The 23434-nt window shown below is 56.0% G+C and carries 22 protein-coding genes and 2 pseudogenes; 11 read left to right on the top strand and 13 right to left on the bottom strand.

Features of this window, described 5'->3' with window-relative positions:
* Nucleotides 1–46: 46 nt before the first annotated feature.
* The 3 genes from rpoZ to CXF97_RS24125 all read right to left on the bottom strand — a co-directional run bounded on the left by rpoZ (nucleotide 47) and on the right by CXF97_RS24125 (nucleotide 1976).
* Nucleotides 47–310, bottom strand: coding sequence for a DNA-directed RNA polymerase subunit omega (rpoZ, locus tag CXF97_RS24135; RefSeq protein WP_039757363.1), 264 nt, complete (start codon nucleotides 308–310; stop codon nucleotides 47–49).
* 168 nt (nucleotides 311–478) lie between these two features.
* Nucleotides 479–1099: a guanylate kinase gene (gene gmk / locus CXF97_RS24130; RefSeq protein WP_039757364.1), complete on the bottom strand. Its 621-nt coding sequence runs from the start codon at nucleotides 1097–1099 to the stop codon at nucleotides 479–481.
* A 13-nt stretch (nucleotides 1100–1112) separates the two neighbouring features.
* Entirely contained in the window at nucleotides 1113–1976 is an 864-nt protein-coding gene (locus CXF97_RS24125) for a YicC/YloC family endoribonuclease (RefSeq protein WP_016770639.1), read from the bottom strand.
* 268 nt (nucleotides 1977–2244) lie between these two features.
* On the opposite strand from CXF97_RS24125, the gene rph reads away from it, so the two are divergent.
* The 3 genes from rph (at nucleotide 2245) to gltS (ending at nucleotide 4943) form a co-directional block, all read left to right on the top strand.
* Nucleotides 2245–2967, top strand: a complete 723-nt coding sequence (rph, locus tag CXF97_RS24120; RefSeq protein ID WP_027610407.1) for a ribonuclease PH — start codon at nucleotides 2245–2247, stop codon at nucleotides 2965–2967.
* Nucleotides 2968–2992: 25 nt separating this feature from the next.
* A complete protein-coding gene (locus CXF97_RS24115; RefSeq protein ID WP_101161640.1) occupies nucleotides 2993–3361 on the top strand; it encodes a DUF4870 domain-containing protein in 369 nt (122 codons plus the stop codon).
* 373 nt (nucleotides 3362–3734) lie between these two features.
* Nucleotides 3735–4943, top strand: a complete 1209-nt coding sequence (gene gltS / locus CXF97_RS24110; protein WP_101161638.1) for a sodium/glutamate symporter — start codon at nucleotides 3735–3737, stop codon at nucleotides 4941–4943.
* Nucleotides 4944–5011: 68 nt separating this feature from the next.
* On the opposite strand, the gene CXF97_RS24105 is transcribed toward gltS, so the two are convergent.
* Entirely contained in the window at nucleotides 5012–5791 is a 780-nt protein-coding gene (locus tag CXF97_RS24105; protein ID WP_016772543.1) for an exodeoxyribonuclease III, read from the bottom strand.
* Nucleotides 5792–5873: 82 nt separating this feature from the next.
* Between CXF97_RS24105 and pyrE the strand changes: the two genes are divergently transcribed.
* A complete protein-coding gene (pyrE, locus tag CXF97_RS24100; RefSeq protein WP_101161636.1) occupies nucleotides 5874–6518 on the top strand; it encodes an orotate phosphoribosyltransferase in 645 nt (214 codons plus the stop codon).
* A gap of 100 nt (nucleotides 6519–6618) precedes the next feature.
* On the opposite strand, the gene CXF97_RS24090 is transcribed toward pyrE, so the two are convergent.
* From CXF97_RS24090 to coaBC, 6 genes and pseudogenes are all read right to left on the bottom strand, one after another.
* A complete protein-coding gene (locus CXF97_RS24090; protein WP_101161634.1) occupies nucleotides 6619–7002 on the bottom strand; it encodes a hypothetical protein in 384 nt (127 codons plus the stop codon).
* The gene (locus CXF97_RS24085) at nucleotides 6989–7561 is read right to left on the bottom strand and encodes a hypothetical protein (protein ID WP_101161632.1); all 573 of its coding nucleotides are present in this window, start codon (nucleotides 7559–7561) and stop codon (nucleotides 6989–6991) included. Before CXF97_RS24085 ends, CXF97_RS24090 begins: the two co-directional genes overlap by 14 nt.
* Nucleotides 7562–8000: 439 nt before the next feature.
* Nucleotides 8001–8906: an acetylglutamate kinase gene (gene argB / locus CXF97_RS24075; RefSeq protein ID WP_016772548.1), complete on the bottom strand. Its 906-nt coding sequence runs from the start codon at nucleotides 8904–8906 to the stop codon at nucleotides 8001–8003.
* Nucleotides 8907–8923: 17 nt separating this feature from the next.
* Nucleotides 8924–10327: pseudogene (locus CXF97_RS24070) on the bottom strand (phosphomannomutase/phosphoglucomutase); the annotation flags it as partial.
* A 295-nt stretch (nucleotides 10328–10622) separates the two neighbouring features.
* Nucleotides 10623–11078 (bottom strand): dUTP diphosphatase, encoded by a 456-nt coding sequence (gene dut / locus CXF97_RS24065; protein WP_101161626.1) that lies wholly within the window; start codon nucleotides 11076–11078, stop codon nucleotides 10623–10625.
* 5 nt (nucleotides 11079–11083) lie between these two features.
* A complete protein-coding gene (coaBC, locus tag CXF97_RS24060) occupies nucleotides 11084–12292 on the bottom strand; it encodes a bifunctional phosphopantothenoylcysteine decarboxylase/phosphopantothenate--cysteine ligase CoaBC (RefSeq protein ID WP_039757372.1) in 1209 nt (402 codons plus the stop codon).
* 133 nt (nucleotides 12293–12425) lie between these two features.
* Between coaBC and radC the strand changes: the two are divergent.
* The 3 genes and pseudogenes from radC to CXF97_RS28565 form a co-directional block, all read left to right on the top strand.
* Nucleotides 12426–12938, top strand: a pseudogene (gene radC / locus CXF97_RS24055) (DNA repair protein RadC); the annotation flags it as partial.
* 498 nt (nucleotides 12939–13436) lie between these two features.
* On the top strand, nucleotides 13437–14474 hold the full coding sequence (locus CXF97_RS24050; protein ID WP_003253411.1) for a hypothetical protein: 1038 nt from the start codon (nucleotides 13437–13439) through the stop codon (nucleotides 14472–14474).
* A gap of 336 nt (nucleotides 14475–14810) precedes the next feature.
* Nucleotides 14811–15707, top strand: coding sequence for an alpha/beta fold hydrolase (locus CXF97_RS28565; RefSeq protein WP_014754857.1), 897 nt, complete (start codon nucleotides 14811–14813; stop codon nucleotides 15705–15707).
* Here the strand turns inward: CXF97_RS28565 and CXF97_RS24035 are convergent.
* Entirely contained in the window at nucleotides 15700–16233 is a 534-nt protein-coding gene (locus CXF97_RS24035) for a hypothetical protein (protein WP_009682000.1), read from the bottom strand. The two genes, CXF97_RS28565 and CXF97_RS24035, sit on opposite strands and share 8 nt — an antisense overlap.
* Before the next feature lie 99 nt (nucleotides 16234–16332).
* On the opposite strand from CXF97_RS24035, the gene CXF97_RS24030 reads away from it, so the two are divergent.
* Together CXF97_RS24030 and CXF97_RS28080 are read left to right on the top strand one after the other, a co-directional pair.
* Nucleotides 16333–16872, top strand: coding sequence for a hypothetical protein (locus tag CXF97_RS24030; protein WP_003253418.1), 540 nt, complete (start codon nucleotides 16333–16335; stop codon nucleotides 16870–16872).
* A 275-nt stretch (nucleotides 16873–17147) separates the two neighbouring features.
* Nucleotides 17148–17384: a hypothetical protein gene (locus tag CXF97_RS28080; RefSeq protein WP_074059229.1), complete on the top strand. Its 237-nt coding sequence runs from the start codon at nucleotides 17148–17150 to the stop codon at nucleotides 17382–17384.
* Between the two features lie 535 nt (nucleotides 17385–17919).
* Here the strand turns inward: CXF97_RS28080 and CXF97_RS24015 are convergent.
* A complete protein-coding gene (locus CXF97_RS24015) occupies nucleotides 17920–18594 on the bottom strand; it encodes a heavy metal response regulator transcription factor (RefSeq protein WP_003253420.1) in 675 nt (224 codons plus the stop codon).
* A 489-nt stretch (nucleotides 18595–19083) separates the two neighbouring features.
* Entirely contained in the window at nucleotides 19084–20427 is a 1344-nt protein-coding gene (locus CXF97_RS24010) for an OprD family porin (protein ID WP_019818113.1), read from the bottom strand.
* Nucleotides 20428–20830: 403 nt separating this feature from the next.
* On the opposite strand from CXF97_RS24010, the gene CXF97_RS24005 reads away from it, so the two are divergent.
* Together CXF97_RS24005 and CXF97_RS24000 are read left to right on the top strand one after the other, a co-directional pair.
* On the top strand, nucleotides 20831–22102 hold the full coding sequence (locus CXF97_RS24005; protein ID WP_016712696.1) for a TolC family protein: 1272 nt from the start codon (nucleotides 20831–20833) through the stop codon (nucleotides 22100–22102).
* A 68-nt stretch (nucleotides 22103–22170) separates the two neighbouring features.
* The gene (locus tag CXF97_RS24000; protein ID WP_003253426.1) at nucleotides 22171–23421 is read left to right on the top strand and encodes an efflux RND transporter periplasmic adaptor subunit; all 1251 of its coding nucleotides are present in this window, start codon (nucleotides 22171–22173) and stop codon (nucleotides 23419–23421) included.
* Nucleotides 23422–23434 lie beyond the last annotated feature (13 nt).

The raw sequence follows: 23434 nt of genomic DNA, 5'->3' as shown, positions 1-23434 counted from the left end.
CCGCAAGCTGTGACCCCGCGCCGTGCTACGTCGACCAGGCATAGGCTTAGACGGCCTCGTTCGACTCGTCCTCGAACGCTGCGAACAGCGGCTCATCCTGGACGATTTCCTGCTCGGCGATGTACTCGTAGCTCATCACGCCTTCAGCAATTTCACGCAGCGCGACAACGGTCGGCTTGTCGTTTTCCCACTGCACCAGTGGCTCTTTGCCGCCGGTGGCCAGTTGACGGGCACGCTTGGTAGAGAGCATGACCAGCTCAAAGCGGTTTTCCACGTGTTCTAGGCAGTCTTCAACGGTTACGCGGGCCATGGTATTCCTCGGAGCGAATGCAATATGCGCGCTGCCCGGTTGGGCGAGCGGACTGAGCAGTTTAAAAAATCACCAGCGATTAGGGAAGCGCTGATTTTTTGATCAAACCCTTCAACGCGCTGCAAGCACCAATGTAAAGCGCTTGCAGGCATTTTGGGAAGTGCTGTTTCAACCGAGCAATTCAGCCAGTAATTTGCCGAAGCGTACTTGCTGACGTTTCTGTTGCAGCTGATTGGCGCGGAAAATCGCTTTCAGATCGTCCAGCGCGTGAGCAAAATCGTCGTTGATGATCAGGTAGTCGTAATCGACATAGTGGCTCATCTCGCTGACCGCTTCGCGCATCCGCCCGTCGATGATCTCATCGCTGTCCTGGCCACGGTTGGTCAGGCGCTGGTGCAACGCTTGCAGCGACGGCGGCAGGATGAAGATCGAGCGCGCTTGCGGCATCAGCTTGCGCACTTGCTCGGCGCCTTGCCAGTCGATTTCCAGAATCAGGTCATGACCTTCGTCCAGCGTCTGCTGCAGACGGCTTTGCGAGGTGCCGTAGAAGTTGCCGAAGACTTCGGCGCGTTCAAGGAAGTCACCGTGCTCGCCCATTTTCACGAACTCTTCGCGGGTCACGAAGTGGTAGTTCACGCCGTCCACTTCGCCGGGACGCATGGCGCGGGTGGTGTGGGAGACCGAGACGCGGATTTCCGGATCGGCGTCGGTCAACGCCTTGACCAGACTGCTCTTGCCCGCGCCCGATGGCGCGGAAATGATGTACAGGGTGCCGGTGTGTTGGGTCATGTCGGGGGTAGCCTTACTCAATGTTCTGCACTTGTTCGCGCATCTGCTCAATCAACACTTTGAGGTTGACGGCGGCCTGGGTGCTGCGCGGGTCGAAGGCCTTGGAGCCCAGTGTGTTGGCTTCGCGGTTGAGTTCCTGCATCAGGAAGTCGAGGCGGCGTCCGGCCGCGCCGCCGGACTTGAGCACCCGGCGGACTTCGATGATGTGAGTGCTCAGTCGATCCAGTTCTTCGGCCACGTCGCTTTTTTGCGCGAGGATGACCATTTCCTGTTCCAGTCGCTGCGGGTCGAGCTCGGCCTTCATGTCGGCGAAGCGGTCGAGGACTTTCTGGCGCTGGGTGGCGAGCATCTGCGGCACCAGTTCACGCAGGGTCACCACGTCTTCTTCGATGGACGTCAGGCGGTCGTTGATCAAGCGGGCCAGCTCCGCGCCTTCACGCTCGCGGCCAGCCTTCAGATCCTTCAAGCCCTGATTGAACAGCGCCAGCGCTTCGGCGTTCAGCGCTTGCGGGTCGGTCGCATCGGCCACCAGCACGCCGGGCCAGGCCAGCACCTCCAAGGGATTCAGCGCGGCGGGATTCTTGATCAGGCCGGCAACGGTTTCCGCAGCGGCGACCAACTGCGCGGCGCGCTCGCGGTCGACCTGCAGCGGCTTGCCGGTGCTTTCCTCGGTGAAGCGCAGCGTGCATTCCAGTTTGCCTCGCGACAGGCCCTGACGCAGCGCCTCACGCACGGCGCCCTCAAGGTCACGAAACGATTCAGGCAAACGCAGGTGCGGTTCCAGATAGCGGCTGTTGACCGAGCGCAGTTCCCAGCTCAGGGTGCCCTGAACGCCGGCTTTTTCGACGCGGGCGAAGGCGGTCATGCTGTGCACCATGGCGGTGACCTCGCAATGCAGATCGGCGCGAAACGGTGTTTCGCAGGCGCGATTTCAATGAATTTAAGCCGACTGGCAGCAAAGGCGCAGGATTGTAGCGCAGTGCGGTGAATGCGCCCAAACACACGGTGTGACAAAGCGCTGCAGCCCGTCGGTTATGCGCGCTTGAGGGGCTTCGGTCGTCGGCCGGCGGTTTTAACCAGTGCCCACTCGCGGTGCGGGGCTCTATAATGCTCGGCAGTTTTCCGTCCTCAGTACAGGTATCCCTATGAAACGTCCAAGTGGTCGCGCTGCCGATCAGCTCCGCTCGATCCGCATCACCCGCAACTACACCAAACACGCCGAGGGATCCGTACTGGTCGAATTCGGTGATACCAAGGTCATCTGCACCGTCAGCGTCGAAAACGGCGTGCCGCGCTTCCTCAAAGGCCAGGGCCAGGGCTGGCTGACTGCCGAGTACGGCATGCTGCCGCGCGCTACCGGCGAGCGTAACCAGCGTGAAGCCAGTCGTGGCAAGCAGGGCGGCCGAACTCTGGAAATCCAGCGTCTGATCGGCCGCTCCCTGCGTGCGGCGCTGGACATGTCCAAGCTCGGCGACGTGACGCTGTACGTCGATTGCGACGTGATCCAGGCCGATGGCGGCACTCGTACCGCGTCCATCACTGGCGCCATGGTTGCACTGGTCGACGCCTTGAAAGTAATCAAGAAACGCGGCGGCTTGAAGGGCGGCGACCCGCTCAAGCAAATGATCGGCGCGGTCTCGGTGGGCATGTACCAGGGCGAGCCAGTACTGGATCTGGACTATCTTGAAGATTCCGCTGCTGAAACCGACCTGAACGTAGTGATGACCAGCACCGGTGGCTTCATCGAAGTACAGGGCACCGCTGAAGGCGCGCCGTTCCAGCCGGAAGACTTGAACGCCATGCTGGAACTGGCGAAGAAAGGCATGAACGAAATCTTCGAGCTGCAGAAGGCTGCACTGGCCGACTGAGGTTTTTGACCACAAGGAGGATGTGATGAGTGACGAGCAAGAGTTGCTGCCCAAACCGAGCCAGGAGGTTCGCCAGTGGGCGATGTTCTGTCACTTGTCCGCGTTGCTGGGGATCTGGATTCCGTTCGGCAATCTCGTCGGGCCGCTGATCCTGTGGCAGATGAAGCGTGAGAAGGACCCTTTCATCGATGCGCAGGGCAAAGAGGCGCTGAATTTTCAGATCACTGTCGCCATTGCTTCGATGATCTGCTTCCTCCTCATGCTGTTGATCATTGGTTTCTTTCTGTTTGGCTTGCTGGCGATTGCGGCACTGGTCCTGACGATCATCGCAGGGGTCAAGGCCAACGAAGGTTTCCCATACAGATATCCGTTCACCTGGCGACTGATCAAGTAGTGGTCCGCTGAATGGCAGTACCAGAAATGCCCCGAGATGTCGGGGTATTTTTTTATTTATGCAATTAAATAATGGGTTTTTGTTGTAGGACTAGTCTGTTGTCGATGTGCGGTTTGGCATCTATTAACTGAATTTCTTCAGTTACATCTTTGGTCACAACTTATCGGGCAAGTGTTTGTCCCCGTCCTTGTTAGTGTCGCGAGCGGGTTGTTAAAGTTGCTCGGTGTAATGTTTCCGCTGAAACATTTCGATATGTTCAAGCCATCGAAGGCACTTGAATTCCCTAGTAATCAGTGTTGAGACGATCAGCCATTTCACCCGTCGGGCCCAGGGTAAAAGCTCGCCTTGTGAATACATAGCAAGAATAATCCACATGATTCAGCTTGATTTTTACGGCACGCTCGTAGCCGCTTCCTTAGTGCTATTGCTCGGACGCGGACTGGTTACGCGTGTTGGCTTTCTGCGAAGTTACAACATTCCTGAACCGGTAGCGGGCGGCCTGGTGGTTGCCGTGCTTTTGTTGATATTGCGCACTTTCGATATTGAAGTTCGCTTCGATACATCATTGCAAACACCGTTGATGTTGGCGTTCTTTGCCACGATTGGCTTGAGTGCCGACCTTGCCAGTCTGAAAAAGGGCGGCCGCATTGTCGGCATTTTCCTGTTGGCGGTCATTGGCTTGCTGGTGGTGCAGAACGCCATGGGAATCGGCTTGGCAACCCTGCTCGGGCTCGACCCTTTAATGGGCTTGCTGACGGGCTCGATCACGCTGGCCGGTGGCCACGGAACTGGTGCTGCATGGGGCGCGGTGTTCAGCGAGAAATATGGTCTGGCCTCGGCTTCGGAGCTGGCGCTGGCCTCCGCGACGTTCGGTCTGGTCCTGGGTGGGCTGATCGGCGGGCCCGTCGCCCGCTTGCTGATCAAGCGTGTGCAAGTGCCGGGCTGCAGTGCGCAACAAGCGCCGCGACTGCCAAAAGGTTTTGAACAGCCAAACAAAGAGCGTTCGATCACACCTTTTTCGTTCGTTGAAACACTGGCGTTGATTGCGGTCAGCCTGCTCGCAGGCAATCTTTTGAATGGCTTGCTGCAGGGCACTGCCTTCGAGCTGCCGACGTTTGTTTGCGTTCTGTTTGTGGGCGTGATGTTGCGTAACGGGTTGTCAGCGCTCGGTTTGTATCAGGTATTCGAGCGCGAGGTCTCAGTGCTGGGCAACGTAAGCCTCTCGTTGTTTTTGGCGATCGCGTTGATGTCACTGAAGCTTTGGGATCTGGCGGCGCTGGCGTTGCCGATCTTCATTATTCTGGCCGTGCAGGCATTGGTCATGGCGCTGTTCGCGATTTTCGTGACGTTCCGGGTAATGGGCAGTAACTATGATGCCGCTGTGCTCGCTGCTGGCCATTGCGGCTTCGGTCTCGGTGCCACGCCGACGGCCATTGCCAATATGCAAGCAGTGACGCAACGCTACGGGCCGTCACAGATTGCCTTTCTGGTGGTGCCGATGGTGGGAGCGTTCTTCATCGATATCGTGAACGTCATCGTGATCAAGCTGTACCTGACGTTGCCATTCTTCGCGGCGGTCTAGATAGGGCGCCCATGAAAAATGCCCGCGTCTCACGATGCGGGCATTTTCTTTGGCTGCGCTTACGACGCTTAAATAGTCAGCGTCCAGTCGTAGTCGACGATCAATGGCGCGTGCTGCGAGAACCGGGGCTGACGCGGCAGGCGTGCGCTGCGCACCGAACGACGCAGGCCCGGGGTCAGGATCTGGTAATCAAAACGCCAGCCCAGATTGAGCATTTCGGCCTGTTCGTTATCCGGCCACCAGCTGTACTGGTCACCTTCACGACTGACTTCACGCAACGCATCGACATAGCCCATGTTGCCGACAATCTCGTCCATCCAGGCGCGTTCCGGCGCCAGGAAACCTGGAGATTGCTGGCTGTCGCGCCAGTTCTTGATGTCGAGTTTCTGCTGCGCAACGTACAGCGAGCCACAATAAATGTACTCGCGACGTTTGCGTCGCTGTTTGTCCAGGTACTTGCCGAAGTCGTCCATGAGCTTGAACTTCTGGTTCAAGTCCTCATCGCCGTTCATCCCCGAAGGAAACAGCAAGGTGGCAATACTGACTTTGTCGAAATCTGCTTGCAGGTAGCGCCCGTAGCGGTCGGCCGTCTCGAAACCGAGACCGCTGATGACAGCCTTCGGTTGCAACCGCGAATACAAAGCCACGCCGCCTTGGGCAGGGACTTCAGCATCGCAGGCATAAAGGAAGTAGCCATCCAGTTGGAAGGCTGGGTCATCCAGTTCAAAGGCGGAGGCACGGGTGTCCTGCAGGCAGATGACGTCGGCATTCTGGGCTTGCAGCCAACTGAGCAAACCGCGCTCGACTGCCGCCTGAATACCATTGACGTTCACACTGATGATCCGCATAAATGGCCCCAAAAATCGCGTGCGTGTATGATACACGGCGTCAAGCTAATTAGCTAAATCCGTGGTATTTGGGGTTTTTTTCATGCAAGCGTATCAGCGCGATTTCATTCGTTTTGCCATCGATCGCGGCGTTTTGCGCTTCGGTGAGTTCACCCTGAAGTCCGGGCGCACCAGTCCTTACTTCTTCAACGCCGGCCTGTTCAACTCGGGTTCGGCCCTGGCGCAACTGGGGCGTTTCTACGCTGCCGCCATTGCCGAAAGCGGCATCCCCTTCGACGTTCTGTTTGGCCCGGCTTACAAAGGCATTCCGCTGGCGGCGACTACCGCCGTTGCGCTGGCCGAACATCACGGCCGCGACCTGCCATGGTGCTTCAATCGCAAGGAAGCCAAGGCCCACGGCGAGGGTGGCAGCCTGGTCGGCGCACCGCTGACTGGTGAAGTCTTGATCATCGACGATGTGATCACCGCCGGCACCGCCATTCGCGAGGTGATGCAGATCATCGCTTCCCAAGACGGCGCCAAGGCAGCCGGCGTGCTGATCGCGCTGAATCGTCAGGAGCGAGGCAACGGCGAGTTGTCGGCGATCCAGGAAGTCGAGCGCGACTTCGGCATTCCGGTGATCAGCATTGTTTCGCTGAATCAGGTGCTGGAGTTCCTCGCCGACGATCCGCAGCTCAAGCAGCACTTGCCAGCCGTCGAAGCCTATCGCGCCCAGTTTGGCGTCTGAGACGAACCTGCAGGAGCTGCCGAAGGCTGCGATCTTTTGATCTTGATCTGACAAAACAAAATCAAAAGATCGCAGCCTTCGGCAGCTCCTACAGGGGGGGCTAACGCAATTTGCGCCATTTGCCGAGCAGCCTCAGCGCGAGTCCAACATTGACCAGCGCGAATACCAGCAGCGCAGCTACCACCATCACGTACAGCGTGCGATCCACATCGAAATCCCACAGATCCAGCGTGCTGCTGCCGATGATGCGAACCGCTGCCGGCAAGTTGACGTAGAACAACGCCACGAAAGCGCACGTCAATGGCAATGCTCGCCAGTAGAAAGCAGCCATCACCTTGTCTCGACTGCGTTTTCGGCCCTGCGAACCCTTTTGATATTGATCCTCAGCCAGCGCTTCGTTGAGCGCCGGCCACGCCAGGTTGAACATGAACGTGGTCAGGGTCAGCAGCAAGCCGCTGACCGCGACAATGTCACTGAACGGCATTCAGGCCCAGCGTTGCGCAGAGCAATGCGTGGGAATCTTCGCTGATCTCGAACTGTCCGGCGCTGCCCTTTCGCTTGGTGATGGGTTTGAACGTCGGCTCGTTTTGGGTGATGAGCATGTTCAGCTCATCGCGAATCACGTCCGAGCTGATCACCACCAGGAACACGTTTTGCGCATGTTCGGCAGACTCGATCACCGCGCGCATGCTGTGCTGCAGGATGTCGTCGAGCTGGTTGCGAAAGCGTGAAACAGTATTCTTCAGCAGGGTTTTGCTTTGGCTCTGGGTCAGTTGAAAGATCGTCGAGATCTGCGATTCGGTCGGCAGCGTTTGCCCGAAGTAGCTCTGAATCAGATACAGCAGACGATCCTGTTTGGCTTCGTCGGCCCGGCTGGGCATGCCGCCCTCGACCAGCATTTTCAGGTATTCAGTCAGGCTCGCCTTGGCGATCCGCTCCAGTGCGTGGGCGATTTCGGCGTCGCCGATGCGCAAGGTCTTTTTCACCGGCTCCTTCTGTTCCTGCTCGAAAGCGTCGGCGTCGATCGTGAACGAGATCCGCATGGCTCAGGCGCTCCGGGTTATTTGTCGCTGGTTGCTGGATAGGGATCCTGCGGTGCGTCTCCTTGCCCGCGCAGGACTTTCCAGCCCTTGAGAGGATGAGACGCTTGCGTGAAGTCAGGGCAGGGCGGCATCGAAGTTTGCGAGGGGCCTGAATACTCTCGGCCACAGTCCACGCAGGCGTAAGTGCCAGCCGAAATGTCACTGCCGTAAGGAACGCTGTCTTTTTGCATGGGAAGATCTCCACTGAATGAAGGGAAGATCCTAGGGCGATTTGTTCTGGGGGGATGTCGGACGTTTCGCTATGTCGAGTCAGGCGTTTCCTTCGCGGCCAAAAAGATCGCAGCCTGCGGCAATTCCTACAGAAAGCGGGTTCTCGTCTGTACGAAATCCCTGTAGGAGCTGCTGAAGGCTGCGATCTTTTGCTTTCAGCGATTAGCGATCATGGACGCTTGCGATTGCTGATCAGCGTACCCACGCCGGTGTCAGTGAAGATTTCCAGCAGGATCGCATTCGGCACGCGACCATCGATGATCAGCGAACTGCCAACACCGCCCTGAACCGCTTCCAGTGCGCAGCGGATCTTCGGCAGCATGCCGCCATAGATCGTGCCGTCGGCGATCAGGTCGTCGACCTGCTGCGTGCTCAGGCCGGTCAATACGGTGCCCGACTTGTCCATCAGGCCGGCGATGTTGGTCAGCAGCATCAGCTTCTCAGCCTTCAGCGCTTCGGCAACCTTACCCGCCACCAAATCCGCATTGATGTTGTAAGACTCGCCGTTTTCACCGACGCCGATCGGCGCGATCACCGGGATGAAGTTGCCCTTGACCAGCAGGTTCAGCAGTTCGGTGTTGATACCGACCACTTCGCCGACATGACCGATGTCGATGATTTCCGGTTGGGTCATCTCCGGGGTCTGGCGGGAAACGGTGAGCTTCTTCGCGCGAATCAGCCCGGCGTCTTTACCGGTCAGGCCGATGGCGCTGCCGCCGTGGCGGTTGATCAGGTTGACGATGCTCTTGTTGACCTGACCGCCCAAGACCATTTCCACAACGTCCATGGTCGCGGCGTCGGTGACGCGCATGCCGTCGACGAAATGGCTTTCAATCGACAGGCGCTTGAGCAGATCACCGATCTGCGGGCCGCCACCGTGCACGACCACCGGGTTTATGCCTACGGCTTTCATCAGCACGATGTCGCGGGCGAAGCCGGTTTTCAGCTCCTCGCTTTCCATCGCGTTGCCGCCGTATTTGATCACCAGGGTCTTGCCGACATAGCGTCGGATGTAAGGCAGCGCTTCGGACAGGACCTTGGCAGTGTTGGCGGCGGCTTCGCGTTCGAGGGTCATTCAGGGCTCCGGGTGGATCAGAACGGTAGTTGGAGATCAGGTGCAACGCGTTTAAGTTGGGCGTGGAATACATCCTTGATGCGCTGCAATTCAGCCTCGTCATCGGCCTCGAAACGCAGCACCAGCACCGGTGTGGTGTTGGACGCGCGCACCAGGCCCCAGCCTTTGGCGTAATCGACCCGCACGCCGTCGATGGTGGTCAGGTCGGCGCCTTCGCCCCACTGAGCATCGTGCAGTGCATCAATGATGCTGAATTTGCTCTCTTCGGTCACATGGATATTGATCTCCGGCGTGGAAATATCGTTCGGGAAGGTCGCAAACAGCTCTTCCGCAGTGGATTTTTCCTTGCTGAGGATCTCCAGCAGACGTGCGGCGCTGTAGATGCCGTCGTCGAAACCGAACCAGCGCTCCTTGAAGAAGATGTGCCCGCTCATTTCGCCGGCCAACAGCGCGCCGGATTGCTTCATTTTCTTCTTGATCAACGAGTGACCGGTCTTCCACATTAGCGGCCGACCGCCGTATTCCTTGATCAGCGGCACCAGGCGACGGGTGCATTTGACGTCGAAGATGATCTCCGCGTCCGGATTTCGAGCCACTACGTCGCGAGCAAACAGCATCAGCAGGCGATCCGGGTAGACGATGCTGCCGGTGTTGGTCACCACACCGACGCGGTCGCCGTCACCGTCAAAAGCCAGGCCGATATCGGCGTTGGTTTCCTTGACCTTGGCGATCAGGTCGACAAGGTTTTCCGGTTTGCCCGGATCCGGGTGATGGTTCGGGAAGTTGCCGTCGACTTCGCAGAACAGCGGGATGACTTCGCAGTTCAGCGCTTCGATCAGTTGCGGAGCGATCACACCGGCCGCGCCGTTGCCGCAGTCGACCACGACTTTCAGACGACGGGCGAGTTTGATGTCCTGGACGATTTCGGTGTTGTAACGGTCGAGAATTTCAACCTGAGTGACGCTGCCCTGGCCAGTGCTCAGGTCATTGTTCTTGATGCGCTCGTGCAGCACCTGGATCTGTTCGTTGGCGAGGGTGTCGCCGGCGATCACGATCTTGAAACCGTTGTAATTCGAAGGGTTGTGGCTACCGGTGAGCATCACCCCGGACTTGCCGGCCAGCACGTTGGCGGCGTAGTACAGCGCTGGCGTTGGTACCAGGCCCACATCGCTGACGTGGCAACCACTTTCGGCGATGCCGCGAATGAGTTCCGCGACCAGTTCCGGGCCAGACAGGCGACCGTCGCGACCGACCGACACATTCGGTTCGCCCTGGGCCAGGCTCTGCGAGCCGATGGCGCGGCCGATCCAGTAAGCGGTTTCACCGTTGAGAAAATCCGGCACGGTGCCACGAATGTCATAGGCGCGGAAAATGCTGTCAGGCAGCTTAGGGGCGATTTTGGCGGGGGTGCTCATCTGTGGACATGCTCCATCTCGGAAAGGGCGGGACAGGCCGGCGAAATGTTCGACGGCAGGCTCAAACTGAAGGGTATGACGGCGTTTTGCACAGAGAGTTCGTGCTATGAAAGGGCCATGACGCCTCGGCTGGCCGGGCTCGCGACTGGCAAAACCTTGATTTTCCGCGCTTAACCGTTCAGGCGAATCTGTACAAATTTCCGTGAAGGAGCTGCCGCAGGCTGGGATCTTTTGATCTTGATCTTGAAAAAACAAAGTCAAAAGATCGCAGCCTGCGGCAGCTCGTACAGGGGGTATTCAGTTAATTGGTGCCAGTGTGGCCAAAGCCGCCGGTGCCGCGCTCGGTCTCGACGAACTCTTCAACCATTTCAAAGTGAGCCTGCACCACCGGCACCAGCACCAATTGCGCCAGGCGTTCGCCGACGGTCATGGTGAAGTCGCTCTGGCCGCGGTTCCAGCAGGACACCATCAGCGGGCCTTGGTAGTCGGAGTCGATCAGGCCGACCAGATTCCCCAGGACGATGCCATGTTTATGGCCCATGCCGGAGCGCGGCAGGATCAGTGCAGCGAGATTCGGGTCGCCGATGTAGACCGACAGGCCGGTGGGAATCAGCACGGTTTCACCCGGCTTGATCACGGTGTCCTGATCGAGCATGGCGCGCAGGTCGAGGCCGGCGGAGCCCGGCGTGGCGTATTGCGGCAGCGGGAAGTCGGTGCCGATGCGTGGATCGAGGATCTTGGCTTGCAAAGCGTGCATGTAAATTAAACCTGGTTCAGACGTTCGGCGATAAAAGTAACCAGTTGGCGAGCAATCTTGCTCTTGCTGGTCTGGGCGAAAACCGTGGCGTGCAGCTCACGGTCGATGACGCTGCAGGCGTTCTCTTCACTGTTGAAGCCGATGCTCGGGTTGGCGACGTCGTTGGCGACGATCAAATCGAGATTCTTGTCCTTCAGCTTGCGTGCAGCGTAGTCGAGCAGGTGTTCGGTTTCGGCGGCGAAGCCGACACTGAACGGACGGTCGGGACGGGTCGCGATGGTGGCGAGGATGTCCGGGTTGCGCACCATTTGCAGGACGAAGCCGTCACCGCTCGTAGGATCTTTCTTGAGTTTATGTGGCGCGACGACTTCCGGCCGGTAGTCCGCCACCGCAGCCGACGAGATGAACACGTCGCATGGCATGGCCGATTCGCAGGCGGCGAGCATGTCGCGGGCGCTGACCACGTCGATCCGCGTTACACGATCTGGCGTCGGCAAGTGCACCGGGCCGCTGATCAAAGTGACGCGGGCGCCGGCTTCCACGGCCGCTTCGGCGAGGGCAAAGCCCATCTTGCCGGAGCTGTGGTTGGTGATGTAGCGCACTGGGTCGATGTTTTCCTGGGTGGGGCCGGCGGTGATCACCACATGCTTGCCGGTCAGGGCCAGGCGCTGGAAGCAATCGGCGGCGAGCAGCGCCAGATCGGTGGCCTCCATCATGCGGCCCATGCCGACGTCGCCGCAGGCCTGGCTGCCGGACGCCGGGCCGAAGGTCTTCAGGCCACGGCTTTCCAGCAGTTGCAGGTTGGCCTGAGTGGCCGGGTCGCGCCACATCGCCTGATTCATCGCCGGCGCGACGGCCACGACGGCATCGGTGGCCAGCACCAGCGTGGTCAGCAAATCGTTGGCGATGCCTTGCGCCAGGCGCGCAATCAGGTCGGCGGTGGCCGGGGCGATCAGCACCAGATCGGCCCACTTCGCCAGCTCGATATGGCCCATCGCGGCTTCGGCGGCCGGGTCGAGCAAGTCGAGGTGCACCGGGTGGCCCGACAGGGCCTGCATGGTCAGCGGGGTAATGAACTCGGCGCCGCCATGGGTCATGACCACGCGCACTTCAGCGCCCTGGTCGATAAGGCGGCGAACCAGATCGGCGCTCTTGTAGGCCGCAATGCCGCCGCCGACGCCCAGAACGATGCGTTTCCGATACAGCCGCTGCATAGGTCTGCCTTTCATTTCGTTGATGACTGCGGCGCGATGCCCCTCCCCAGGGTTGAATCGACCGCCAAAAAGATGGGCTACGATATCACAGCGACCGCTACGGAACAGCGGCGCCCACAGACAGGGAGTGTGTATGAGTATTCGCGATTGGCCGGCGGCGGAACGGCCGCGGGAGAGGTTGTTGGAGCATGGAGCGGGGAGCCTCTCGGACTCTGAGTTACTGGCGATTTTTCTGCGCACCGGATTGCCCGGGAAAAGCGCTGTGGACCTCGCCAGACATCTGCTGACGCAATTCGGCAGCCTGCGTTTACTGCTCGAGGCCGATCAGGACGCATTCAGCAAACAAATGGGCCTCGGCCCTGCCAAATTCGCCCAACTGCAAGCCGCTCAGGAAATGAGCAAGCGCCATCTGGCCGAACGCTCACGGCAGAAACCGGCACTGGAAAACCCTCAAGTCGTTCGCGACTACCTCAAGGCGATGCTGCGGCATGAGCCGCACGAGGTGTTCGGCTGTCTGTTTCTCGATTCGAAACATCAGGTGCTGAATTTCGAGGCGCTGTTTCGCGGCTCGATCGACAACACCAGCGTGCATCCCCGAGAAGTGGTGAAACGCGCGCTGGCCAATAACGCAGCGGCGGTGATCCTGACGGGTTATGGTGTCAACTCTAGTGTTTCACTCGGCTGAAGTGCCCGAGATAGAAGCATTCCTTGATGCTTATTCAGATTTTGATGTTCCATATTCAGTGTTGCAGAGCAAATTTGATTTTAGGCCCAGGCGGGCCACCACAGCAGTCAGCTTCACCAACAATTGTGATGCTAGGTCCCGGATGACTGGGGCTCAGGCTGTTGCTTGCGGTTCACAGAAAAGCTGGGAATTCCTACCCATCTTCCCGAAAAAGCTGAACATTACGGCAAAATCTGATGGAACCTACTCCACGTGGCCAAGGGATCCTACATCGCTGATGGCATTTTGACCTTCTCCACTCATTGTGTACCGCTGGATAAAAAGGCGAGAATGCGCGCGCAATGGAAGGCATGATGCGCGCAGGTCGGCGCTCTCGTGGCAGGATGTCACCGGCTTCATGCCTCCACAGCCAAGGCTCGCACGAGCCTTTAAGCTTAATGCCAATTTGTGGAGAGTGATGTGCTGAGTGACGACGACCAAAAGCTAGCCAAGATCCTTTTTGGCCTTCTGAAAAATGCGACTAGCCAAGCCGTCGTCAAGGAATTCCTCCGGACGAAGGGCATCCCCGTTTCTGCGCAAAACTGGGACGATCTCTATGAGAAGCGGATCGAGCCTGCCCTCAAGGATAAAAAACTTGCCCTGAAAGACCTCCGTGATCTACTGCAGCAGGTGGAGGAGTTTGGCAAGCAGCACTCGTTCCTTTTCCAGTGCACTGAAGAGCGGGCAATCGGCCTGCTGTCTCCTACGCGCATCGCTTCAATCGCAGCAGCTGAGGGCCTTTCGGGGCTGTTTACTCACCCGCTGGATCTTGAGATGCCCGACGAGGCCACAATCGTCGACATCCGCCTGTACCGTCCGGACCCGCAGAAGACACCGGTTTCGCTTACGATCAAAGTCGTCGAAAGCCGTGACATCAATCGTCTCAGCGCTGTGGAGACGGATCCAGCAACTGGCGAACTGATTCGACGCTATGCGACCACAAAAAAACGTGCGGTGAATATTGTTCACCTGGACCACACTGGTTTATTGGAGTTTCGTATTGCCTCTCAAGATAATCAGGCAAAGAAATATTCCGAGCTCTTGTGGGTGTTGAAAAACAAAGTAAGGAAATTTCTACCGGACGATGGGTTCGCTGAAGTTTCGCTTAGCCCCGCTAAGAATAAGATTCTGCGCGAGCGCGATAACCTCTCCCAAGAAATCAGATATAGCAATTCAACGGCTCGAAATGAATTCGGGGCCCAAATGCAGATTACCTCCGCATCGGTTGATGAAAACCTTTCATCGGATGAGGGTTCGATGTCTGCGTTGGATCGCTTCTTGGAGCGTGATGGCGAAGTGACGGGAGCCAATATTTACGTTAAACTACCAGACAGTGATCCTCCCCGTGAACTGAGGCTTTTGATTTCGGGTGAGAGAAACGAGTTTGCGGTGACCGTAGCGTGCTCCGCCGGAGAATACGAATATGTTCGCGGAAAAGTTATCGCCTTTAATACTTAACCATCCAGACGAGGCTGAAGGCCTCCGAAGATTGGCTAGTTTTATCCAGGGCTATGAATCCCAGGGTGGCGAAGCTTTGCCTAGAATTCGGCTAAACCCGAATCGCATGTTCGATATTATGCAAGCCGGTACTTCCGCGCACCTTGCAATCTTGATTAATATCTTGGTAACGGGCCGGATTATCAAGAGATTCCTTATTGTTAGGTGCCCCAGCGGCGAAGGTCTCTCATTCCAATCTTACGGCGATATCCCAGAGATTGTTCGTGATCCTGGGATGGATACCGAATTTGAAGTACTTGCCGCCAACGTGGAACCAACCTATAGATTGGTGCTCGATTGAAGCCTGTTGATATTGTTACCCTTGTTCGATCGACTTGGGAAAATACGATTGAGACCAAACGACTGGCCCAGCTGCAGGCAATTAGGGCAACTCTGGATGCCGAGCATCTGGAGCTGTTTGACTCGTTAGTCGATATGCAGATTTCTAATGTCAAAGATGATGCTCAGGCCATCACGCTCATGCTTGTCCATGGTATTCAAACTGATGGTTCCTGGCACGAGCTGGTAAAAGCAGCCTTCCGAGATGTTGCTCATGTCAGAGTCAAAGGTCTTGGCTACCATTGTGTGACCGCGCTGCAGCTTGCGTGTCCGTTTCGATCTACGCCAATCAATAAGATCGCAAATGACTTCCGAGACGCACGGCTTATGGAACCGACTGCTCGCATTATGGTCATTGCCCACAGCTTCGGCACCTATATCATTAGTCGGATCCTCGCCAAATACACTGACATCAACATTGAGAGAATTGTTCTCTGCGGCTCCATAATAAAAGGCAATTATGCCTGGGAGAAGCATGCTCGGCACATGGCTGCAGGCAACATCGTCAACGATGTCGGGACGCGAGATTTTTACCCCGTCCTAGCTACCTTTTCGACTATAGGCTACGGCGGGACTGGTCGAAACGGATTTAAAAATACACGTGTAGCTGACCGTTACTTTGATTACGGCCATAGCGATTTTTTTGAGCCCGACAAGGACCATATCGTCAAATATTGGAAGCCTTATATTCTAGATGGGACCATCGTCGAGTCTGAGTGGGATAGCATAAAGCCGAAGACCCATCTGGGAATCATGCTGGCTTGTCACCCTTGGATCGGCAGACCTGCCTTCTATGCAACCGTTGGGTTAATTACAGCTGCCGTAGCGGGTTTGGCTTGGTGGCTACTCACCTGATCTTCCACTGCTCTGTTTCAGGGTCCCTTACCAAATGCTGCTCTGAGACGACATCCAAGCCTACGGACCTAAAAATACTGAGCATTAGCGTCATAGAATAGTAATAGAGTCGCTGGTGTCGTCCCTTGTCTGAGGCCACAAACACCCCGTCAATCCGTCCATCCTCACTAGTCGCGAATTCGAATACGTACGAGTGGATTACCTGGTTCGCGACAAAAGTCATATCCCGCAGTTCTTTGTAAACTTTAGTAGTTTCGTAGTTTTCCATTATGTTGTGCCGATTGAAGTAGTCTACTGTCTTGCCACTGGTGATCGGGTAGTACGGTAGATGGAGCTTAATTTTCTTCGTTGATTCAGAGATTTTGTAGGTCTCGATTAGCTTGCGTACCGTATAAAAACTGACAAAAATTTCACGTTCTGCTTTCGCATAAATGCGCCCTTCAGAACACTCTTTTACACGAGCCTTCTCAAGCCAACGAGCTGAACGAAGAAGTGACTTCCTCCAATCATCAGACTCGTAAATCATCAGGATTCTCCTTGACTGAGAAATAAATAAAGCGTCAGTCTATTACTGCTGCATCAATACAATATTATCACCTCGGCTAGCATAGGACGCAATAGGTCAATGACCCAGGCTCTAAAGCAATATATCGCGAAAAGCATTAACTCAGTTATAATGATGGCCCCGCTTAAACGGGAGGTGATACGCCTCATCATATGCTGCTCTATAGCAATTATCCTGAATGCCATCCTATTCTTTGGTGTAGAAAACGACGGTACCATCAAGCCATGGGCAGAGATACCACTGAAACTGTTCGCCTCAACAACTTTATTTGCCTTTATGGTGAAGATTTTCCTTCCGCTTTTCGGTTGGACCATATTGAAGGCAGTGTTATTGAGCGCCAATAATGCCTTTAGTGGGGTGCTAAGCTTTCTAGGGAATCAATTTACAGGTGCTTTGTATTGTTCGGCCTTTATCCTGGCTTCTCTTACACTTAAGCAGTATGTAATTTCAGGGTTTATGGATCCTCAATTGGCTCTGATGGCGCCTACTGTTCTCTTTGCGGGCTTCTTGTACTTCTATATTTTTCAGTGCGCTATTCAAAAAACAATGACGCCTGCTCTGTGTGCTCCGCCTCTCCCGCGCTCTAGCAGGGTGCCGTGACTACCTGTTCTTGTAGGGGCAGGTTCGAATAGCAAGAGTCACTTGATGGCGTGATTTGATCTCTATCCTGGTGCCATAGCATGGCGCCAAAATTCCGCCGGCATAAAAATCTCCTGCCTGACACAATCAGAATAATAAATGCTACGAAAGTAGGCTGCGTACTGAGCGATTATGGAAAACTTCGCTGGAATCTATTCGTCATTACGTGATAAAAATTATTCTGTGCCCCGGTAAAGTGGCACAAAAATATAGAGCAACAGTTCAAGGGAATAGATATGGCTCAGTATAAGCACGGCAATTTTCTGCACAAAAGTGATCATTCGGAGTACGATAAAAAGTATTCGCCTGGTACCGAAGCGCCAAATCCAGGCATTTACCGATGCGTCTCCTGCGGGGATGAGATCGGTATTGCCAAAGGGCATGTTCTTCCTCCACAGAACCATCACCAGCATGCACCTGGCGCGGGCAAGATTGAGTGGCAGTTAGTGGTTTTTGCACAGCAGCGGAAATAAGGTTTTTGGGCTCAGTAGAGCTCTGCAACGTGGGTTCTACTGAGCACTCAATAAAAGGACGGAATCCGTATTGACTATTCAAACCACTATGAGGAGGGTGATCGTGAGCGTGCCTGGTTACGCATATATTCGGATATTAGATTGCCGAAATTGATGTCGGCCTCTTCAACAAAAATATTGACGTGGCAGTAAAACTCTTCAGGACCCCTGAGATAATTGAAAATTCTTGATCTGACGACGCCACAAACCCCCGCTTTGACGGCCGTAGAGGGTAGGTTGACTACATCGCCAACACATGGGATAAGAGCTAAGCCATGCTCACTGTTAAAGACAATATCAGCTGAGCGGTCATCAGGCCTGACAAACTCTTGATCCTCCGAGACCTGCTGATAATCAATGCTATACCTCATGCACAGCCTACCTCATTTGCGGGGTAAGGAATCAGCGCCGCGGGTCGTAAATAGTAAAATCCAGTTCAGTAGGCACGTTTGCGACGGAATTAGTTAGCCGATCTCGATACTATATAGTTTGGCAATTAACGCTTTTCAAGTACATACCCTACGCCTCTAAGTGTGTGTATCAGCTTGGTTTCGAAGGGGTCATCTATCTTGGCTCTGAGTCTTCGAATCGACACCTCTACAACGTTCGTGTCGCAATCAAAATTCATATCCCAAACCTGAGAGATAATCTGCGTACGGCTCAGTACCACCCCGGTGTTACGCATCAAGTAGTGCAGCAACGCGAATTCTTTGGTGGTCAAATCAATACGCTGACCGTCCCTGAATGCCCTGTGCCGGCTTTGATCAAGTTCCAGATCGGCCACGCGAATGACCTCCACAGATGCGGGGTGATCTGACCTGCGCATCAAGGCGCGAACCCGGGCTAGCAGCTCTGGGAACTCAAATGGTTTGATCAGATAGTCATCTGCGCCGTTCTCCAGCCCCCGGACCTTATCCGCCAATCGGCTTCTCGCCGTCAGCATCATGATGCGGGACGGGCAGTTTTTACGGCGCAACAACTCAAGGACCTGCCAACCGTCCATCTCTGGTAGGTTTATATCGAGGATAATCAGCTCGTACTCATGCTGCTTGGCCAAGAATAATCCATCTGATCCGGTGTGGACGCAATCTACGACATAGCCACACTCCGTCAGACCTTGACGCACATACTCCGCAGTTTTTACTTCATCCTCAATTACCAGAATTCGCATGGGATTTTGTCTCGATATCACTGAGCAATTAACCGCGCACGCGCGCCGGCATTATTGAAAGGGATGGTAAATCAAAATGAGCGTGCCGGGGCTCAAATGACGGATTTGTAATTTCTAGGTAATACAGTTGATAGTCTGGCGGTATATCTTGTCGCGGTTTGGGTTTGACAGTTGCGGGCCCTCTCTCCAGCAGGTGATTTGACCTTATGAAGTATTGGGTTATTTTCTTTTTTGTGCTGGCTTCGTTCCGCTCAGATGACGGCGAGGTCGCTCACATCGAGGAAGCTGGTCATTGGTGTAGTCATGAACTTCACCGGCATGCAATGCGTACAATCGAACGCTTGCTTGAATTTTAGGTAAAAAAAAGGCGCCCAATGGGCGCCAAATATCCACCTTTTACCAAAGGAGCACTTAAGCCACTCAAGGTGAATTCGTAATGCTCGTTTTACTAATAGGACCAGTTAATGAATAACTGGTCCAGTTAGCGAATTACAGAATCGAAAGCGGGTACTCAATGATCACACGGGTTTCATCCAGATCCGATTCGAATGCAGTGGCACGTGTGGTTGCCTGGCGCAACCGGAAGGACAGATCTTTTGCTGGACCGGTTTGGACAACGTATTTGACTTCGACGTCACGCTCCCAACGCTTCTGATTGTCGAGCGGGTTGCCGTTGTCATCAGTGCGCATGTAGAACTGGTTAGCGTTCGAGTAATCCGCGCCCGAGCCTCTGGCGTAGCGGGTCATGAACGTCAGGCCTGGAATGCCGTAGCTGGTGAAGTTCAGGTCATAGCGCAGCATCCAGGAACGCTCTTTCGGCGAGTTGAAGTCGCTGTACTGGATGGAGTTGTCGACGAAAATCGAGTCCGACTGACGCAGGTAGTCAAAATCGTCGTCGCCGTTGTTGCGCTGGTGCGACAGGGCTAGGGTATGGGCACCGTAACGCACGCCGACCTTGGCACTCCAGATGTTGTTGTCGAATTCACCCAGGCGCTTCTTACCTTCATCTACGGCTTTGTAGTAGTTGAAGCCACCGATCAGCGCCAGATCGTCGCTCAGCGGGTAAACCACGCTGGTGCCGGCGTAGTACTGATTCCAGACGTCTTTCAGCTGGCTGGCGTAGACGCTCACAGTCCAGTTGTCGTTGATCGAGTAGTCACCGCCACCGTAACCGATCCATGGCGAGTTGACCGGGCCGCCGTAGAACGTCACGAAGTTGTCGTTCAGGTTGCTTGAGAGCGGCTGGCTCATCGCATGCAGACGACCACCCTGCAGGGTGAGGCCTTGGATGCTGGTGTTCTCAACGGTCACGCCGCGGAAGCTTTCTGGCAGCAGGCGAGAGTCGCCGGATGCAACGACCGGAGTCGATGGGAAAACATCACCTACTTTCACGATGGTATCGAACAAGCGGACTTTGGCTGCGCCGCCGACCTTGGTGTATTCGTCGCGAGCTTCGCCCTTGTTATCAACGGGTAGCACGTCGAAGGAGCTACGGCCGCCGTTGCGCCCATCACCGGTGTCGAGCTTGAGGCCGATCATGGCGAAGGCATCAACGCCAAAGCCAACTGTTCCCTGGGTAAACCCAGAGTTGAATTTGCTGATGATCGCGTGCGCCCAGGCTTCGGAGTAGCCGTTGGTGTTGCCCTTGCCACTGTTATAAGTGGGGGCAGTGCTGTCGCGGTTATCACGGTTGAAGTAGAAGTTACGGTTCAGCACTGTAAGGCTGCTGCCTTCAATGAAGCCTTCTGGCTTGTCTTCTGCCTGTGCCGAAATAGCATAGCTTCCAGACAGCGCAGAAACTGCCGCCAAATACAGTGGTACTTTGATTTTCATCCGATGCTCCTTTGATTCACGGCAGTTTTTATTATGTTTACCGGCGCGGGTGTCGTTAATTGTTCTGACCAGGCGGCGCGCCTAGCGTAGCGCGAGCTCATATTTGCAGGCCGAAGATAACGGGGGGGTGATAGGAAAATTACAATTTCGTCATCTACCTGTTGTTCGGGCCTTCGCACCGCGTGTTTGCCATCTCCGTTGCTTGTAACGAAATCATCGTGTCGGGTTTGGTTTCCCAGTATTTTCGGGCATTACAGGACATTCTTACGGAATTGTAATTTTCTAGCCACCCCTCTGATAGCTACAGGTTATTAGAGTGACATCACCTAATCAAGTGGGGCTTGGCAGCTGTTTCGGCGTTCTCGCCAAGCTTTATCGAAGTTTGTGCACGAGGACCATCAAAGTGCCCCGGTATAACCGCAATGTCTTATCCAAGACCTCCGTCTCGCCCTGGAAGATCGCTGCACTCTGTGCAGTCATCTCTGGATTGATGGCACCTGCAGCTCTTGCCCAAAGCATCAGCTTGCCCCAGGCGCTTTCGACGGCCATGGATGCCAACCCTGACCTGGCCGCGGCCCGGCAAGAGATTGGCATCGCTGATGGTGCTCGCAAGCAGGCCGGGCTTATCCCCAACCCCACTATTTCGTACGACGTGGAAGACACCCGTCGTAACACCAGCACGACGACCGTGTCGCTTAGCCAAACCCTGGAGCTGGGTGGTAAGCGGGGAGCTCGTGTTGACGTCGCCACTTACGGGCAGACCGCCGCACAGCTGGAGTTGGACCGTCGCGTGAACGGTCTGCGGGCAGACGTCGTACAGGCCTTCTACGCCGCATTGCGGGCCCAGACAGGCCTTGACCTGGCCAAGCAATCTCTCGAACTGACTGAGCGCGGTCTCCGCATCGTCGATGGTCGTGTTCGCGCAGGTAAATCGTCTCCAGTAGAGGCCACCCGCGCCCAAGTACAACTGGCCGAAGCAAAGCTGCAAGTTCGACGTGCCGAAACCGAAAAGACGACCGCTTACCAGCAACTCGCTCAAATTACCGGGAGCTCGGTCACCGTCTTTGATCGACTCGAATCGCCAACCCTCTCCCCGGGACTGCCACCGCGGACTGAAGAGCTGCTGGCGAAGCTCGATCAGACCGCAGAAATGCGCCAGGCCGTGGTACAGATCGACAAGAGCGATGCCTCGCTCGGTTCAGAGAAAGCTCAGCGTATCCCGAACCTTACCGTCAGCGTAGGTAGCCAGTACGACCGCTCTGTGCGCGAGCGTGTCAACACTGTGGGCGTCTCTATGCCTTTGCCGCTGTTTGATCGCAACCAGGGCAACATTCTTTCCGCTTCTCGTCGTGCAGATCAGGCCCGAGACCAGCGCAATGCTGTGGAGCTGCGGCTGCGCACCGAAACCCAAACCGCGTTGAACCAGTGGTCCACCGCCATGCAGGAGGTCGAGTCCTACGACAAGACCATTCTGCCGTCAGCCCAACAAGCCGTAGATACCGCAACCCGCGGCTTCGAGATGGGCAAATTCGGTTTCATCGAAGTGCTGGATGCCCAGCGCACCTTGATCGTCGCTCGTGGCCAATATCTCGAATCGTTGGCAGCGGCGACCAATGCGCGTGCGCAGGTGGAAAGGGTTTATGGCGAAGTCGGCTCAACTGCCGGCGCTCGCTGAACGGGCCAAACATTTTCTTCGGCACACAGCCTTGAACAAGCCGGTGCCTACGATCAGCAGGAGTAGCAATGGATAACAAACGCAAGATCGCCCTCGCGGTAGCCGCTGTGGCAGCCCTCGGATTTGGCAGCCTTGCCTGGAACAACAGTTCTGGACAGCAGGCCGCTAGTACCGCCGAGCATGGCGCTAACGATGGCCATGGCGACGAAAAGAAAGCCGCATCTGCCGCCAAAGAGGAGGGTGATGAGGGCCATGGTGAAGAAGGCCACAGCGAAGAGGGCGGTGAAGAAGAGGGCAAGCTGACGCTTAGCGCTGAGCAGATCAAGGCTGCCGGCGTTGCCCTGGAAGCTGCAGCGCCGCGTGACTTGGGTACAGTCGTGAGCTTCCCGGGCGAAATTCGCTTCGATGAAGACCGGACCGCCCACGTGGTTCCTCGTGTTCCTGGCGTTGTAGAGACTGTCCAAGCCGACCTGGGTGAGACGGTCAAAAAGGGTCAGGTCCTCGCTGTAATCGCGAGCCAGCAGATCTCTGACCTGCGCAGCGAACAACAGGCCGCACAGCGTCGCGTCGAACTGGCGCGAGTGACCTTCGAGCGTGAGAAGCAGCTGTGGCAGGACAAGATTTCCGCGGAGCAAGACTACCTCCAAGCACGCCAAGCGCTGCAAGAAGCGGAGATCTCCTTGGCCAACGCCAAGCAGAAGGTCGGTGCGATCGGTGCTTCGGTTAACTCCGTTGGCGGTAATCGTTACGAACTCCGAGCTCCTTTCGACGCCGTGGTGGTGGAGAAACACCTGACCGTTGGCGAAGTCGTCAGCGAGGCGACCAACGCCTTCATCCTTTCTGACCTGAATCAGGTCTGGGCAACCTTCGCCGTCCCGCCTACAGATCTGGGCAAGGTCACGACTGGTCGTGCGGTGAAAGTCTCTTCGCCTGACATGAATGTCGAGGTCGAAGGGAAGGTGGGTTATGTCGGGAGCCTGCTGGGCGAGCAAAACCGCGCAGCCACTGTCCGCGTCACCTTGACCAACCCCAACGGTGCCTGGCGTCCAGGCCTGTTCGTGAACATTGCGGTCACTTCCCAGACTGATCGAGTTGCCGTAGCGGTCCCTGAGCACGCAGTCCAGACCGTTGAAGACAAACCCTCGGTATTCGTACGCACCCCAGATGGGTTTGACACCCGCCCGGTAAAACTGGGTCGTCGCGACAATGGGTACGTGGAAGTCATCGACGGTATTGAAGCCGGCGCCCAGGTAGCAACCAGTGGCAGCTTCACACTCAAGTCCGAGCTCGGCAAAGCTTCTGCCGAACACGGTCACTGATGCGAACTGACAG

Origin of the sequence: Pseudomonas sp. Choline-02u-1 (genome assembly GCF_002836515.1) — a bacterium.
Lineage (GTDB): Bacteria > Pseudomonadota > Gammaproteobacteria > Pseudomonadales > Pseudomonadaceae > Aquipseudomonas.
Note: the sequence above shows the minus strand (reverse complement) of the source record. Positions and strands in the feature narration are given on the sequence as shown.